Genomic DNA, 14,014 nt, shown 5'->3' with positions numbered 1-14,014 from the left:
GTGCTATTGGGCTTTGGAGTCCGGATCATTGGCGGCAAGCTTGGCCTCATAGGCTTCCAGCGATCCTTCACCGAGAAGCTTCCACAGAAAGTCATATCGCTCCACGGCAAGATTGCGCTCCTCGCTGATGGCCTGCTTTACTTCCTCGGCATAGAGCTCAAGCGTACGATCGGAAAGAGTTTCCAGTTCGCAGCGGCAGTAGTTGCAGAAGGCATCGTCTCCGCTGGCCTGAACGGCATGGGGATACCAGGCGGCAGCCTGCTGCAGAAATCCCGTTTCGGCCACGGCGATTTCCAGGGGCAGCGGGCGCTGGGTAAGAAGGGGAATGCGGTCATCCATGAGGGCATACTTTTCCGTCATGAGATTGCGGCCCTGGGCTGCCGCTTCTTCAAGATCCTGAAGATAGGACTCCAGCATGGGGACTCCGTGTACGCAATGGTTCATGCGGCGCATGATGCGGAACGTGTCCGGCCTGGTCTGATAGTCGCTGGTACCGCCTTCATTGGGCGTGGCGAGAAACATGGCCAGTTCCCGTTCTACAATTTCTCCGATCAGTTTTTCTTTTTGTTCTTCGAGGCTCATGACGAACTCCTTATGGTTTTTCCAGAGCAAGCGCACTCCGGCATATGTCCAGATTGCGGCGATAGCCTTCAATATCGCCGCCTGATGTATGACCGCAGCGGGCATAGCAGTCTATGGCAGCCTGCAGCGTGTCCGCAGCGTCCTGCCATTTTCCGGCAGCAGCCAGAGCGGTACCCAGATTCCCCATGGAAAAGGCCGTTTCCGGGTGATCGCCCAGCACCTTGCGACGTATGTTCAGTGCAGCCCGGTGGTAGGCAATGCCTTCCTCCTGTCGGTCTGTTTCCTCATGAATACGGCCAAGATTGTTCAAACATGTGGATACTTCCAGACTGTCCGGTCCAAGCTGTTTTTCCCAGAGCCGTTTTGCCTCTGTTGTCAGCTTTTCAGCCTCCGGCAGTTGCCGGGCCGTGTATTCTGTGAGGGACAGGGAAAAGAGAGAGGGGGCCATGCGCGGGTCGTCCGGCGAAAGATGTTCCTGAAGCAGCCGGTGGGCGTTTCTGTCGGTACTCAGACTCTGCTCCAGCTCGCCGCAGACAAGCTGGATTCTGGCCAGGGCGGTCATGGCCAGGGCCGTTTCTGCTCCCGGGGATTTTTCGAGAAGACGGCAGGCCTGTTCCAGTTCCCTGCGGGCTTCCGTGTTTTTTTCCTGCCGGAGCAGGATGATGCCGAGAGTATAGCGCAGGGTTCCTTCCTCTGCGGGGGCAAGTTCTGGATTTTGTGCCAGAAGACCGTGCAGTGCGTCTTCCGCCTGTGGGTCGGGAAGCTGTCTTGCCGCATTCAGAGCGGATCGGAAGTTGTCCATCAGTCCTCCATGACATTGCGGCTGCGGATTTCCGGGTCGCTGACGCCCATCTGCACGACGGGCCCGGCCGCCCACAGCCAGTTGTCCCGCATATCACACAATTCCTGTCGTCTGAGTTCTTCGATAACCAGCGTACACAGCTCTTCGACGGCCTGTGCTGCCTCCATTTCCATATTGAGGGAGCTCCACGGCGTGCCGGCAAGGGTATTGAGTGTGGATACGGTGCTCTGCCCCAGTATGGGCAGCGTTTCAGCCATACGGCCGGCCCACTTGTAGAAGGGCATGTATCGCCTGTTCAGCAGAAAGGCCATGGACAGCGCCGCCTCGGAGAAGCGGGCGGCGGCAAGCATGGCCGCCGTTGCGTTGCCGCGCTGGAGACAGCGTGGAAGATTGTATTGTCCGGCCTGTGCCATAATCATGCAGCGGGCTGCAATTTTTTTGCGGCGTACATCTTCGGGATAGTAGTCGAGCAGTTTTTTTCGTACTTCCGAAAATTCGCCGCCTGTATCCAGAAAGACGGCTCCGTTGGTACATGAACAGAGATGGTATTCGGGAATGCTCATCCATTCACGCCAGGTGACGGGAAGATGATCCAGCCCGAGGAATCGCCGGTAGAATCCGCGGAGAGGGAAGGGGCCTGTTCTGCCGATGCGTTTTTCCCTGCGCATGCGGGAAGGATGTCCCTGAAAGGACGGCGGCAGAGCTTCCATGGCGTGTTCTATCCGGTCGATTTCCGTATGAAAGAGCTCATCGGGTATCCACAGACAGAATGCGGGCCCCCAGTCGTGATCGCGGGAAATCTCGTCGTCCAGACCAAGGCATTCCGATCCTTCTCCGACCAGACCCGCTGCAGAACAGCTCATGATGTCGGGGAGAAGCTCCTTGAGCATGGGAAGCGAAGCGTCGAAAAAAGTCGGGAGAGAGAAAGGCCGTTGGAAGACATGAAAACCTCACAGTTCGGGAACACCGGCGGGGCCTTGATTCCCGGCGGGGCTGCAGTGCTCTGACAGCCCGAAAGAATGCGGTCGCCGGCAGGATAGGCTGTTCCTGCAGCGTGGGGCAGGGGTAACTCCGGCAAGCTGATGTGTTTTAGCATGGAGCGTTTGTCATTGCCATAGCCGATCGGCGGCATACGGGGAATTTCCTGAACAACTCCGGTGAAGTCGTCTGGTTCCACGGGCATGGTGTATGTTCTACATGGTTTCCGTTGAAGAATGGAAGGGAAACGGCTTCTGGTGGAACAATACACCATGCCCTGACATTACGAAGTGTTCTTCATATAGGTGCCTGCACGGTAACGGAAACTGGACCGAGCCATGCCGCAGCGCCTCGCTGCTTCCGAGGTGTTGATTTTACCGTCCTTCCACAGCGCGTATACGCGGGAGAAACAGGAGGGAAGGGGGCTGGGCTCTCTTCCGAAGCTGATGCCGCTTGTTTTTGCTGCTGCAATGCCTTCGGCCTGTCGTCTTCGGATGTTTTCCCGTTCGCTCTGGGCTACGAACGACAGTACCTGAAGAACGAGGTCGGCAATGAACGTGCCGAGAAGGTCCTCGTTCTGGTCTGTGCTTGATACACGGGCATATCCATAAGTCTGGGGCATATTGATTCTCCCTGCCGTTGACTTATAACCGGTCAGTCGGCATATCTGGTACGATGAACGAATTCTGCCTGTGTTCGTTTTCAGGAACAGAACGCTTTACGCCTTCTGCCATCCGCCCTGTGGATGCCGGGGCCGGGGGTGTGTCTTGCTTCTTTGCCTTTCGTCCTTCCCGTTGCCGTCTGAACTCGCTCAGGTATTTGGCGAGGGTCGGGGCCTTCACCTCAATACCCTTTTCGTGCAGGCGCTCGACAATCTCCTGTGTGTCGAAGCCGCGCTTCTTCATCCGCTCCAGCGTCGGGGCCAGAGCGAAGACGGCTTCCTTCACGGACATGGTTCGATTCCCGTCCAGCGTGACGGAAGCGGGTTTGAGAGCGGCAAACTCCTGTCTGATTTCCTTCAGCTGAGTCGCGGTAATGGTCATGGTGTGTTCTCCTGTATTTCGCCGGGGCCATGCCCCGGATGGGCGTTTTGTCTTCCCGGTCGAGCGGGACGGTCGCCCACGCTTCACGAAGTGAAGCATAGTGGGCTATATCTTCGGCCTGTGCGAAGATTCCCTCCCGACGCCTTACCTCATTCTCATGCCACGGGCGGAGCGCGCCTGCCGACGCTCCCTGTCCCGCGCCTCCTGCTCCTGCCGCTGCCGTTCCTCTTCCTGCTGGCGCTGGAGCTGTTCGGTGCGCTTGCGCTCCACGAACTCGATATGCAGCGGCCTTATTTCCGGCAGAAGCAAAAATTCCTGATAGCCTGCCATGATTCTCTTCATTTTCTTCAACTGCTTCTCCAGCTCCTCTTTTTCCTCATGGCTTTGTTTTCTGTGGGTCGTGTATCCCGCTTCAAGCCGCGTCAGTTTTCCGCGAAGGGTATCCACTTCCCGTTGCAGCGTTTCCTCCCTCTGCTGGACCAGGTGCTTGACGGCAAGCGCCTTTTTCAGTTCTTCAATGAGGGAAGAGGCTTTTTTTAGCACGGACGGATAATTGAAAAGAGAGGCTTTCGGCAGAGAGGAATCTTCACGAAGAACTTTTTCCGCCTCCTCGGACTGCCGCTCATATTCTTCAATGTTCTTTCTCAGCTCTTCTTCACGCTGTTCCAATGCGTTGATAAGCTGCCGTGAATTTCGGGAAGTCTCTTCGGATTCCTGAATCAGTTTTTCCAACGCTTCCTGTTGCTGCTTGAACTCGCGGGTATCCAGATGCTTTTTTGCGGAGCCTGGAGTCTGCTCCACGCCGCGTTCAATGTTGAAGCCCCGGCTTTGCAGGTAGGCGGGAAGCTCTGATTGCAGTTTCCGCAGACTCTGGCGGGTATAGATTTTGTTGGCGTTGAGCCTCCCGTCCGGCGTCACCGGCACATGAAGGAAATGCATGTGCGGCGTCTTTTCATCCATGTGAACCATTGCGGAAACGACATTTTCCGCGCCCACAAACTCCGTGAGAAAGGCTTTGCTCTCCTCAAAGAAACGCCTTGTTTCTTCCGGCGTGAGACCATCAAAAAACGCCTTGTCCGAGGTGACGATAAGCCCGCACATGCGCACGGCGTCCTTTCTCACGGCCTTGACCAGCAGGAGGTCGTCAATGCGGTTCTGAATGGCTTCGGCATAGTTCGATGCTGCGGCTTCGTGCAGCTCGTAGTTCGCCGCGCTTCTTTCGTAATCAATATCGGGGTTGCTGTGGCTCTCCCGTTCCCGCCGGTTGTGACTCTGGATGCCGCGTATGGCTTCCTTCTTGAATTTGTCCATATGGAGTACGAGATAGGACATGGCTCATGCTCCTGAGTTTCAACTTTTGTTTTTGACTGTCCCAAGTGTCCCAACTGTCCCATCACTTTGTTTTTCAATAGGTTGCGTGTGGGACACATGATAAATTATGTATTTGAGGACTGTCCCACTGTCCCAAAATTCAGACGTTGAATTGGGACACTTTTTTTGTGGGACACTTTCCAAATTTGCCGACTGTCCCACAATAACATATTGAATATATTATTATTGGGACAGTTGGGACACTTGGGACAGTGTTTTGGAACAAAGGTTATGAAGCAATCTCTTCTTCCTGAGGGAGGACAAGAACGTAACATTCCTGACGCCCCATGCCTGGAAGAGTTCTTCTGGATTTGAAACGTCCCGGACGTTCGGTCTGAAGCCATTGAGCATCGGAAAGAACCTTGATTGCGCGTCGTTCCGAATAGCCGCTGACGACTTCAGATTTGAAACTTTCCGGCAGAATCAGATACTCAGTCGTGCCGTTACGTGTGCGCTGAAACCCCACACGATTGATGCAGGTGGACGTTTGCGTATCCAAATCCTGAAAACGGCTTGCGCCGTGCTGTTCAATGAACAGCCGTACCGTGGAAAGGATGGCGGCATCCTCGGATGCTCCGGTACCGCCTCTTGCCGTAAGCCAGTCCCGGAAGCAGGTTTCGATGCAATTCAATACGTCCAGCTTTTCGGGAAGAATGCCCAGCCGCACGGCCAGCGTTCCGGCCATGCCGCACAGGGCGAAACGCATGGCCACACGTCGCACCTGCCCGTCAGCGCCTTCGGGGACAAGATGCCGGACGGCATCGGCCATTGCGGTGCCAATTTCCGCCCGAACGGTGTTCAGGGTTTCGACCTTCGTCAGCTTTTGCAGGAAATCATGCCCCGCATGGCCGTAATGTTCGGAAGCAAGTTGTTTGATGCGATTAGCCACGGCTCCGGCATCGGGCAGGCCGTGCAGACTGGTAAGCATGGACGAGTCCACAGGCAGGCCCACGAAACGCACTTCCTGCCCGCCTCTGGATTTCAGACCGTTCTCGGCCAGCTTGTCGGAAAGCCCAAGTTCGCCGCTGGAGAGAAAAAGCAGACGCCAGTTCTGGGAACGACGAATTCCGCCTTCACGGTTCGAGCGGCCTTTGCCCTGTCCGTTGGCCAGCATGTAGGCGCATTCGGCAAGAACACGTCCGTTGACCTGCCCCATTTCATCCAGAATCAGCACATTGTCGTTGTGCAGGGCGGCGATGCCTTCAAGCCCGTTGTCCGTAGCCCGCCAGCTTCGGACATGCTCAGGGCCGCCCCAGACGGAGGCGGCGATCTGCAAGGCCGTGGTCTTGCCGGAGGATGAGCCTCCCTCAAAGCTGAAGCCGCCGCCTTCCAGACCGGCAGGGCGAAGCAAAGGCCCGGCGAAGGCCGCACATAGCGCGAAACTGAGACGGGAGTTGCCGACGCACAATTCCGCTATCTCCCGCCAGCCTTCCAGCGTTCCAGATGTACGGTACAATCCGCCATGCTGCGAGGATTGCAGCACGGTGTCTTCTTCTGTTACGCCGTAAACGGTATCGGGAAGCACGTAGACGGATTCATGCCAGCCCGTGCGCAAAACACAGCGTATCCTTCTAAGGGGGCGGACTGTAGACAGAAATGCCGCCAGCTTCGACCGGGTGGAAGGATTGCCGAACCAGCCGCCGGAGGCCAGTATGCTGTACCAGTCGCTTCCCTGCCGGAACAGCATTTCCACGGGCATGGCCCATGCGTGCTTGTTGCCGTCCGGGTCAATCCATTCCAGCATCAGGCCCCATTCGTTGCCGTCCGCTCCCCGTGTCATGCCTTTGATCAGAAGAGGAGGGCCAAGCCGGATTTCCTGACTGTCTCCGTCCGATTTGGTCTCCAGCTTGTACAGCCCGGCGCGTCTGCCTTCCTTCACCAGAAAAAAGCCTTCCGGCATGGGGCAGTCGTCATCCTGTTTGCGTGCTGTTTCCACAACGGCACGGACGGCCTCAAGGGAGCTCAGCCGATGCAGATCGTTGAAATCCGTCGCCCTGCCTTCGTGAGCCGGGCAGACGGACAGCTTGCCGCCCACGGCCTGAGCCGCCAGAGAGGCCATTTTCTTGCCGGGATTCCCTTGTGTCTCCGTGTCGTTATCGGCACAGAGGATGATTTCACGCTTTGCATACCTCTCTCTGGCCATGACGGCCACGGCTTTCAGATTCCCGGCGTTGAAGGCCACAAGACAGGCATAACCGGTTGCCAGATGAAGACTGGTCGCTGTGGCATACCCCTCGGCAATCAGCAGGGGTCCGTCTTTCTTCCCGTCTCCGGCGGAAAGGGAAAAGAAGCCTCCCGCCGTGCGTCCTCCCTTGAGAAAGAACTTGTCCGTACCCTCGGCAGTTTGTTCCGGCAGGATGAATTGCAGACTTTGTATCCTGCCGGACTGGTTCAGAACAGGGATAATCAGACGCCCGTCTTTTGTCCGGCGCAGTCCTATGCAGGGGACTTGCTTCCTTTGCAGGTAAGGATGCCCGGCATCAGCGAGCAGGGCATGATTCCAGATGCTTGCGGCCAGCTTTGCGGCCGCCTGCCAGCGGCGGGTCTGCTCCGTTTCCTTGTCCGCCCGGATAGCCCTGAAGCGTTCGCGCAGAGCATCCCGCTCGGCGGCGGTCAGTTCTTTCTTAGGTTTGTATGTCCATGTCCCTTCGTCGCCAGTGCGCCAGTTCTTCCACCAGAGCGAGGCGGGCACATCGGAAAACGCCTTGTACGCTCCGTCCCTGCGATGCGGTCTGCCTTCCGTGCCGCAACGGTGCAGGCTCCCGTCCATTTCCACCTGCTCGACAATCAGTCCGGCTGCCCGGAGCTGCTCGGCAAAGGCTTGCTGAATATCCGCGCTCATGCTTCGCCTCCGGGATGGGCAGGCAGAAACTGCATACTATGAAAAAGACGGAGATTCATCGCTGGCTCCTGTAGCGGCGATCGCGTTTGGCGCTTTCCAGCGTTTCTATGGAACGGGAAGCAAAGAACTCGTCAAGGTCTGCCTTGTCATAAATGACGCGGGTGCCGAGTTTGGCATATCGAGGTCCTTTATGCTTGCAGCGCCAGACTTCAAGAGTGTTGGGCTGGATGCCGAGATAGGCAGCCGCTTCCTGAGTATTGAGTTTTTGTTTGGGAGTCATGATCATATCCTTCCTTCATGGGATTGTCCGCGTGAACTTATGTCAGGCGGTGTTTGAAGGAAGGATACCGGTCTTGAAAAAGAATAAAATTCCCGTTTCTGTGCCGGAGAAAAGAAAAAATCTCCGAGTTCTGTCTAAACTCGGAGATTTTTATGTTTGTTAAATAATTTCAAATTGTTAAAAAAATATTGAGTTGTGTGGGGTGCCGCAAAAAATCTTTCACAGAGCTGAGAGATTAGAGCGGAAATTCAGTATTCCCTGTCGCGCCCCGGACTTGTTTGAGCGTACTCACCCAGGGCAAGGCGAATTTCTTCCATAGCCCAGCCTGTCAAGTCAAAGGGAGTGTTGTTTTGGGCTTTTTTGGGGGTATGAAGCGCGTCCCGAATCGCAGGCTTGAGTTCGGGGAAGGAGTCAAGTTCCCGCAAAAATTCTTCCTGAATGTTGGTACGGGTATACTTTGTTCCCGGCTTGGCCTCGGCAATGAGTCGATTCACCAGAGGATAGAAAATACGCCGGACAGGCAGCTTGACGTTTTCCCGGCTTTCCAGGCTCTTTTCTCTGCCGGAAAGGGTTCGCTTTTTATTTTGGTATTCAACTTTTTCAGCGAGCAATCCCTGATTTTGCTCTGTGAGTTCATTCATTTTTGTCTGCTGTACCGAGAATGCGCCCTGTAGATTGGTGATGGTCTCTTCCAGATCGCGAATACGCGTTGCATAGGCAGAAAGAGCTTCCTGTCCATACTTTTTCAGAAGATATTCATAATCGGCAGCGTCAAGGCACAGACGTTGTTGGCCTATATACATGCTGAAAATATTCGCATCGCTAAGATTTGAGTCATACGCAAAAGCATACAGGCGTACGGGGACATTATATTGTTCCAGTTCAAGAAATGGTTCAGATGCTATAAAAATGGGAACTCCCTGCTTGCGAACAAAGTCTATCCGGTCTTCAGGGCTATTTATGCCGATATGCTGCATGGCCTGTTTGAATTCAATAACCTTGGGGAGAACAACTGGTTTTGACCATTGGAGCTTTGCGGATTGTCGAATGATAAGCAAGCCGACAACTCCGCAAATAATTCCAATAAAAATAAGATTGAGAAAGAATATTCCCTCACGCGATTCAATGAGAAGGGTAAACGCATTGACAGCCTGCTCAGAAATAGAGCCTTGTTTATGTACTTCATGGACGATCTTCAGAAATGTTTTCTTGTCCAGCCAATCGAGAATAAATGCTGTAACAGTAATACTGATAATATATGTACAAAATACCGCACATTTTTGTGCTACGCCACGCTGCAAAATGGTTAATTTTGTTGATGAAGGAAGCATGTGTTATTCCTGTTTACCTGTATCCAGTTCTTTTTCAATCTCTTCAACGCTCGGCAGACTTGTTTTGAATTCTTCAGGAATGGCCCGTGTCAGAGCATACTCAGAAACAGCCAAAGGCGTTGTTATATTTCGTAAAGCGTATTCAGCAAGGAGTTTGTTTTTGTTTTTGCATAGAATAAGACCAATAGTCGGGTTATCATATTCATGACGAAGTTCGTTGTCCACGGCAGAACAATAAAAATTGAGCTTCCCTGCATATTCGGGCTTGAATTCGCCTGCCTTTAGTTCAATAACAACATAACAGCGTAATTTGAGATGGTAAAACAAGAGGTCTAAAAAGAAATCCTCTCCAGCAACTTCAAGATGAACCTGCTTGCCTACATAGGAAAAGCCAGAACCAAGTTCGAGCAGAAATTCAGTAATATGCCTGACCAATTCCCGTTCGATTTCCCGTTCCTGAGCTTTTTCTCCCACGGAAAGGAAATCAAAAATGTACGGATCTTTCAGAACCTCGTAAGCCATATCCGACTGAGGAACAGGCAAATGGTCCTTGAAGTTGTTGACTTTTAGCGAGCTTGCCTGACGTTCGTATAAACGGCTTTCTATCTGCATGGTCAAAATTGCACGGGACCAGCCATGCTCTATAGCTTGCTGGCCGTACCAGAGGCGCGTGTTTTCCGTCTTGAGCTTGTTGATGAGCACCATGATATGTCCCCAGGGCAATTTTGCAGCAACTTGTTGCAAAATTTGGTGTTCACCAAAAATCTCAGCAGCTTGTCGCATGTAAGACAGATTACGCGGCGAAAATCCCTTCATGTCGGGAAAGGCAGTCCGCAGGTCATCAGCCAGTTTGCCGATGACTCCGGTACCCCATCCTTCCTGACGCTGTTGCTCAAGAATTTTACGGCCTATCTCCAGATAAAGGCCCACAAGCTCACTATTGGCCGCAAGCGTGGCCCGCATCCGGGCAGTGTGAACCTGATATTTCAGCTCTTCAAAAATTACATGATAATTTGTGGGGATGGGGTAATCTTTTGCCATACTCTGCTCCAGAATCAATTTTGCAGCAGTTTGCTGCAAAATTGTCGTGTAGAAGGTCAGCTGTCATTCTGGGCGGGAGAAACATGTTTTTTCTTGCTGCCTGCCTTCGATGCTGCTTGTCCTGTTTCTACCGTATCCTTATCTTCTTGAGAAGAGGGATGTATGGAACCAAACAGCACACCTGCCACACCGGAGGCCTTTTTCAACGCGTCATCATGCAAATGAGCGTAACGCTGTGTCATCTGCGGACTGGAATGGGTCAGCAGTTTTTGCAGCTCATACATGGAAATCTGCCCGGAATTTGCCAGCCATGAGGCAAATGAATGACGCAGACCATGCAGAGGGCGGAATGATTCGGGTAATCCGGCTTTCTCTTTCACCCTCCTGAGCATGTCCGTAATATTACCCCTTGGCTTGTCATCATACCGACCGGGAAAAACGTAAGGACTTTTGGTCTGCGGCAGAGCTGTCAGAATAGCCCGTGCCTGATCGTTCATGGGGATGATTTCTGTTTTGCCTTTCTTGGCGACTGACCCCCGCAATGTGATGAATCCCCGCTCAAAATCAAGGTCTTCCCATTGCAGGTTGAGAAGGGCGCTGCGGCGCATTCCGGTGAACAGCGCCAGGCGCACGAGAGATGCCAGCGTCTGGTCCGGCTCTTCGTCCAGTGCCTTCAGCAGGTTCTGGACTTGTTCGGGAGTAAGATTTTCCGTGACCCTGTTGTCCACCGTGGGCATGGTGATGCGGAGAGTGCCGGGAATGAAGTCGATATATCCTTTTTGCAAGGCGAAATTCAGTATGCGTTTGACCAGCGTCAGAACGTGCTTGACGGTCTGCGGAGACTTACCTGCTTTTTCCAGTTTGGCGCGGAGCTTGTCTATATCGTGGATGGTCAGTTCGGGAATGCTTTTCGTTCCCAGAGACGGAGCGATATGAAGGTTGAAGCGGATACGGTCATCCTTGATGGAACGATTGGAGCTTTTGGCTTCCTCGAACAGGCTCCACAATCTGTTGAAACTGTATCGTGATTCCTCGGCCATCTTTGCGGCTCGAACAGCAGCGCGTTTTTCCTCGTTGGAGGCATCTTTGCCCTCCATACGGAGTCCACGGATGCTGGAGGCTTTGGCGGCGGTCATGTTGTCGCGGTATTGTCCGCCGACTTTCTCCTCGATGAGCTTCCCCTGTTTGCGGTATCGAATGTAATAGACCTTTTCCAGTCCGTGCCCTGTTGAACGTGGAACTTCAACAAAGTACACCCCCGCATAGCCTACGACCGACTGTCTTTTTCTGCTTGCCATACTACCTTTGACCTTTTTTAGTGTGCTCTGCCCCACATATACGGGATAGAATGGGCTTTAATCCGTTGATAACGGCGGAAATAGCCGTTTTCATCTGCCCCACACTATGCCCCACAAACGGCATAAAGTCCAATCGAAGTCGGCGGCTTTTTGGCAGGATAAAAATTCAATAACTAGGTGAAATATATAATCTAATAAAAGTGGGGTAAAGTCGGTCAAAATGACCATCACGGCCTTTCACGCCGTCAACGGCGGTTCAAATCCGCCTGGGGACGCCAAATTTGAGTACAATGAAGAACGCTAAGATGCATAACGTCTTGGCGTTCTTTGTTTTTTCTTTCCGGTATGGTTTCCCGAAGTCCAGCCTCGTCCGCTTGCATCCAAACATTTTATGGGTATATCCGTAGGTAGAAATGTGGTATGACATTTCTGATACCTACATGAATAACCGCGCGGAATCAAAAATATTTTTATCCATGTGGGCATCTCTTCGTCCAACGACAGCCAAGGAGTACCCATGCCTCTTACCGATACCCATATCCGCAGTCTGAAGCCCGACCTGAGGCCCCGCAAATATTTCGACGGCGGAGGCCTGTTTCTTTTCATTCCCACCAGTGGAAGCAAGCTCTGGAGAATGGCCTACCGTTTTGACGGAAAGAGCAAGCTGCTCAGTTTCGGGGAATATCCAACTGTATCTCTCAAGGATGCCAGAGAACGCCGCGAAGAGGCGAAGCGTATGTTGTCCAGAGGTATCGACCCCTCAGACCATAAACGGCAGATACGACAGGCCAGAGCCATCGCGGAACGCGACAGCTTCCAGAATATCGCCAGAGAATGGCATGAAACCCGTATGGCGGAGTTTTCCGAAAAGCATCAGGGAACTGTCATGTACCGGCTGGAGACCTACATTTTTCCGGCCATCGGCAAGACGCATATCGCCAAACTTGAGACACGGGACGTTATGGAGGTCGTCAAGCCTCTGGAACAGAGGGGAAACTACGAGACTTCCCGGAGAGTATTGCAAATCATCAGTCAGGTGTTCCGCTATGCGGTCATCACGGGCCGGGCGAAACACAATGTCGCAGCCGATCTGCGGGGAGCCTTACGACCGCGAAAAACTGTTCACCGGGCGGCAGTGCTGGAACCGGAGAAAGTCGGTCAGCTTCTGCGGGATATCGACGCCTACGAAGGCTACTTCCCTCTGGTCTGTGCCTTGAAGTTGGCTCCGCTGGTCTTCACCCGTCCCACGGAACTGCGGGCTGCCCAGTGGAAGGAATTTGACCTTAAGTCCGGGGAATGGCGCATCCCTGCCGAACGCATGAAAATGCACCGTCAGCATCTTGTTCCCCTGTCCAGACAGGCAATATCCATTCTTCGGGAACTTCAGAAATATTCCGGGGAAGGAACATACCTTTTTCCCTCCATCCGCACGGAGGTACGGCCCATTTCCGATGCGACCATGCTTAATGCGCTTCGGCGCATGGGCTATCAGAAGCACGAAATGAGCGTGCATGGTTTTCGCTCCATCGCGTCTACATTGCTCAACGAGCTCGGTTATAACCGGGACTGGATCGAGCGGCAGCTTGCCCACGGGGAACAAGACGAAGTGCGGGCGGCATACAATTATGCGGAATATCTGCCTGAGCGTCGAAAGATGATGCAGGATTGGGCTGACTATCTGGACGGATTACGCAACACACAACATAAAAAAAGCAGGGAGGAGGCATGAAAGAGGACACCATGAGCGACCGTGATGCTCGTATCTCCATCGGAAAAATAGAAGGCGAGACACAGGTGACGAGCAACGAAACAGGCTGGAGCGAAGAAGAAAAGGACCGTATGAGACAATACGGCTATGACGACATGGATATCATTCGGGCGTGGTATAGCTGATAACGCCTGTTTTCGATAAACAGCGGTACGGAAGGTAGATGACAATTCCTGCCGCTGTTTTTTGTTGTCCATCTTTTGGCGACAGGGTATCCTTTCCTCCATGACAGACCGACAGAACATGACCATAGGCAGAGTGCGGCAGGCGTATGGACTGACCGCCAGAGAAGGCGAAATGCTTGTTCAGGCACTCTGGCCTGACGCCGTTCAGCCTCTGGGGCTATGGCACACGACCTATGAAAATTGCTGGCAGGCATTTGTTGCGGGCAGCCATGTCGCATATGGAACGCAGATGCCGGAATTTCCTTCAGTGCCAGACCCGGATGCGGGCATTCAGACATATTTGCTTGGCTTTGATGTGATGGAATTTTTCAGAAGGATATCGACAGTTGTTCCTCTTGACTCCCTGCGATATGGACTGGATGTTATTCTTGAGGAATCCTTTGAAGATACGGCGTCTGTCTTTCCCAAGGAACGAGAATTTCTGTTCAGCAATCTAGGCTCAGGACTCATTAATTGCCAAAAGGGTAAAAAGTTCTTATTGTCGGCATAGGGA

13 protein-coding genes, 1 tRNA gene and 1 pseudogene are annotated in these 14,014 nt (G+C 53.2%); 4 read left to right on the top strand and 11 right to left on the bottom strand.

Annotated features, from left to right (window positions below; all coding sequences use genetic code 11):
• Window positions 1-3: 3 nt before the first annotated feature.
• The 11 genes and pseudogenes from ABGT79_RS04485 to ABGT79_RS04435 all read right to left on the bottom strand — a co-directional run bounded on the left by ABGT79_RS04485 (window position 4) and on the right by ABGT79_RS04435 (window position 11,568).
• Window positions 4-582, bottom strand: coding sequence for a DUF4125 family protein (locus ABGT79_RS04485; RefSeq protein ID WP_346665196.1), 579 nt, complete (start codon window positions 580-582; stop codon window positions 4-6).
• A gap of 10 nt (window positions 583-592) precedes the next feature.
• On the bottom strand, window positions 593-1,384 hold the full coding sequence (locus ABGT79_RS04480) for a tetratricopeptide repeat protein (RefSeq protein WP_346665195.1): 792 nt from the start codon (window positions 1,382-1,384) through the stop codon (window positions 593-595).
• The gene (locus tag ABGT79_RS04475; protein WP_346665194.1) at window positions 1,384-2,274 is read right to left on the bottom strand and encodes a DUF4037 domain-containing protein; all 891 of its coding nucleotides are present in this window, start codon (window positions 2,272-2,274) and stop codon (window positions 1,384-1,386) included. The genes ABGT79_RS04480 and ABGT79_RS04475 overlap by 1 nt, the downstream gene beginning before the upstream one ends.
• 371 nt (window positions 2,275-2,645) lie before the next feature.
• Window positions 2,646-2,936, bottom strand: a pseudogene (locus tag ABGT79_RS04470) (recombinase family protein); the annotation flags it as partial.
• 70 nt (window positions 2,937-3,006) lie between these two features.
• A complete protein-coding gene (locus tag ABGT79_RS04465) occupies window positions 3,007-3,405 on the bottom strand; it encodes a protein MobC (RefSeq protein ID WP_346665193.1) in 399 nt (132 codons plus the stop codon).
• Window positions 3,406-3,549: 144 nt separating this feature from the next.
• Complete coding sequence (gene mobV, locus ABGT79_RS04460; RefSeq protein WP_346665192.1) at window positions 3,550-4,737, bottom strand: MobV family relaxase; 1,188 nt, start codon at window positions 4,735-4,737, stop codon at window positions 3,550-3,552.
• 268 nt (window positions 4,738-5,005) lie between these two features.
• The gene (locus ABGT79_RS04455; RefSeq protein ID WP_346665191.1) at window positions 5,006-7,618 is read right to left on the bottom strand and encodes a DUF927 domain-containing protein; all 2,613 of its coding nucleotides are present in this window, start codon (window positions 7,616-7,618) and stop codon (window positions 5,006-5,008) included.
• Window positions 7,619-7,673: 55 nt separating this feature from the next.
• Window positions 7,674-7,898, bottom strand: coding sequence for a helix-turn-helix domain-containing protein (locus ABGT79_RS04450; protein ID WP_346665190.1), 225 nt, complete (start codon window positions 7,896-7,898; stop codon window positions 7,674-7,676).
• 248 nt (window positions 7,899-8,146) lie between these two features.
• Window positions 8,147-9,229 carry a hypothetical protein gene (locus tag ABGT79_RS04445; RefSeq protein ID WP_346665189.1) on the bottom strand — a complete coding sequence of 361 codons (1,083 nt, stop codon included), beginning with the start codon at window positions 9,227-9,229 and terminating at the stop codon, window positions 8,147-8,149.
• Window positions 9,230-9,232: 3 nt separating this feature from the next.
• Window positions 9,233-10,270 (bottom strand): PDDEXK nuclease domain-containing protein, encoded by a 1,038-nt coding sequence (locus tag ABGT79_RS04440; protein WP_346665188.1) that lies wholly within the window; start codon window positions 10,268-10,270, stop codon window positions 9,233-9,235.
• Window positions 10,271-10,326: 56 nt separating this feature from the next.
• On the bottom strand, window positions 10,327-11,568 hold the full coding sequence (locus ABGT79_RS04435) for a tyrosine-type recombinase/integrase (RefSeq protein WP_346665187.1): 1,242 nt from the start codon (window positions 11,566-11,568) through the stop codon (window positions 10,327-10,329).
• Between the two features lie 205 nt (window positions 11,569-11,773).
• Here ABGT79_RS04435 and ABGT79_RS04430 point away from each other — a divergent pair.
• The 4 genes from ABGT79_RS04430 to ABGT79_RS04415 all read left to right on the top strand — a co-directional run bounded on the left by ABGT79_RS04430 (window position 11,774) and on the right by ABGT79_RS04415 (window position 14,011).
• Window positions 11,774-11,846, top strand: a tRNA-Glu gene (locus ABGT79_RS04430).
• A gap of 239 nt (window positions 11,847-12,085) precedes the next feature.
• Complete coding sequence (locus ABGT79_RS04425; protein ID WP_346665186.1) at window positions 12,086-13,297, top strand: phage integrase central domain-containing protein; 1,212 nt, start codon at window positions 12,086-12,088, stop codon at window positions 13,295-13,297.
• Window positions 13,294-13,461, top strand: a complete 168-nt coding sequence (locus tag ABGT79_RS04420; protein ID WP_337381613.1) for a hypothetical protein — start codon at window positions 13,294-13,296, stop codon at window positions 13,459-13,461. Before ABGT79_RS04425 ends, ABGT79_RS04420 begins: the two co-directional genes overlap by 4 nt.
• A gap of 118 nt (window positions 13,462-13,579) precedes the next feature.
• Complete coding sequence (locus tag ABGT79_RS04415) at window positions 13,580-14,011, top strand: hypothetical protein (protein ID WP_346665185.1); 432 nt, start codon at window positions 13,580-13,582, stop codon at window positions 14,009-14,011.
• The last annotated feature ends 3 nt before the right edge of the window (window positions 14,012-14,014 follow it).

This window comes from uncultured Mailhella sp. (assembly GCF_963931295.1).
Classification (GTDB): Bacteria; Desulfobacterota; Desulfovibrionia; order Desulfovibrionales; family Desulfovibrionaceae; genus Mailhella.
This window is presented reverse-complemented; position numbering and strand designations above follow the sequence as displayed.

What these genes read in the sequence shown, in the direction of transcription:
- ABGT79_RS04485 (WP_346665196.1), bottom strand. Translation starts at nt 582, where the DNA reads ATGAGCCTCGAAGAACAAAAAGAAAAACTGATCGGAGAAATTGTAGAA.
- ABGT79_RS04465 (WP_346665193.1), bottom strand. Translation starts at nt 3,405, where the DNA reads ATGACCATTACCGCGACTCAGCTGAAGGAAATCAGACAGGAGTTTGCC.
- ABGT79_RS04450 (WP_346665190.1), bottom strand. Translation starts at nt 7,898, where the DNA reads ATGACTCCCAAACAAAAACTCAATACTCAGGAAGCGGCTGCCTATCTC.
- ABGT79_RS04440 (WP_346665188.1), bottom strand. Translation starts at nt 10,270, where the DNA reads ATGGCAAAAGATTACCCCATCCCCACAAATTATCATGTAATTTTTGAA.
- ABGT79_RS04435 (WP_346665187.1), bottom strand. Translation starts at nt 11,568, where the DNA reads ATGGCAAGCAGAAAAAGACAGTCGGTCGTAGGCTATGCGGGGGTGTAC.
- ABGT79_RS04415 (WP_346665185.1), top strand. Translation starts at nt 13,580, where the DNA reads ATGACCATAGGCAGAGTGCGGCAGGCGTATGGACTGACCGCCAGAGAA.
- ABGT79_RS04425 (WP_346665186.1), top strand. Translation starts at nt 12,086, where the DNA reads ATGCCTCTTACCGATACCCATATCCGCAGTCTGAAGCCCGACCTGAGG.
- ABGT79_RS04475 (WP_346665194.1), bottom strand. Translation starts at nt 2,274, where the DNA reads ATGCTCAAGGAGCTTCTCCCCGACATCATGAGCTGTTCTGCAGCGGGT.
- ABGT79_RS04445 (WP_346665189.1), bottom strand. Translation starts at nt 9,229, where the DNA reads ATGCTTCCTTCATCAACAAAATTAACCATTTTGCAGCGTGGCGTAGCA.
- ABGT79_RS04480 (WP_346665195.1), bottom strand. Translation starts at nt 1,384, where the DNA reads ATGGACAACTTCCGATCCGCTCTGAATGCGGCAAGACAGCTTCCCGAC.
- ABGT79_RS04455 (WP_346665191.1), bottom strand. Translation starts at nt 7,618, where the DNA reads ATGAGCGCGGATATTCAGCAAGCCTTTGCCGAGCAGCTCCGGGCAGCC.
- ABGT79_RS04420 (WP_337381613.1), top strand. Translation starts at nt 13,294, where the DNA reads ATGAAAGAGGACACCATGAGCGACCGTGATGCTCGTATCTCCATCGGA.
- mobV (WP_346665192.1), bottom strand. Translation starts at nt 4,737, where the DNA reads ATGTCCTATCTCGTACTCCATATGGACAAATTCAAGAAGGAAGCCATA.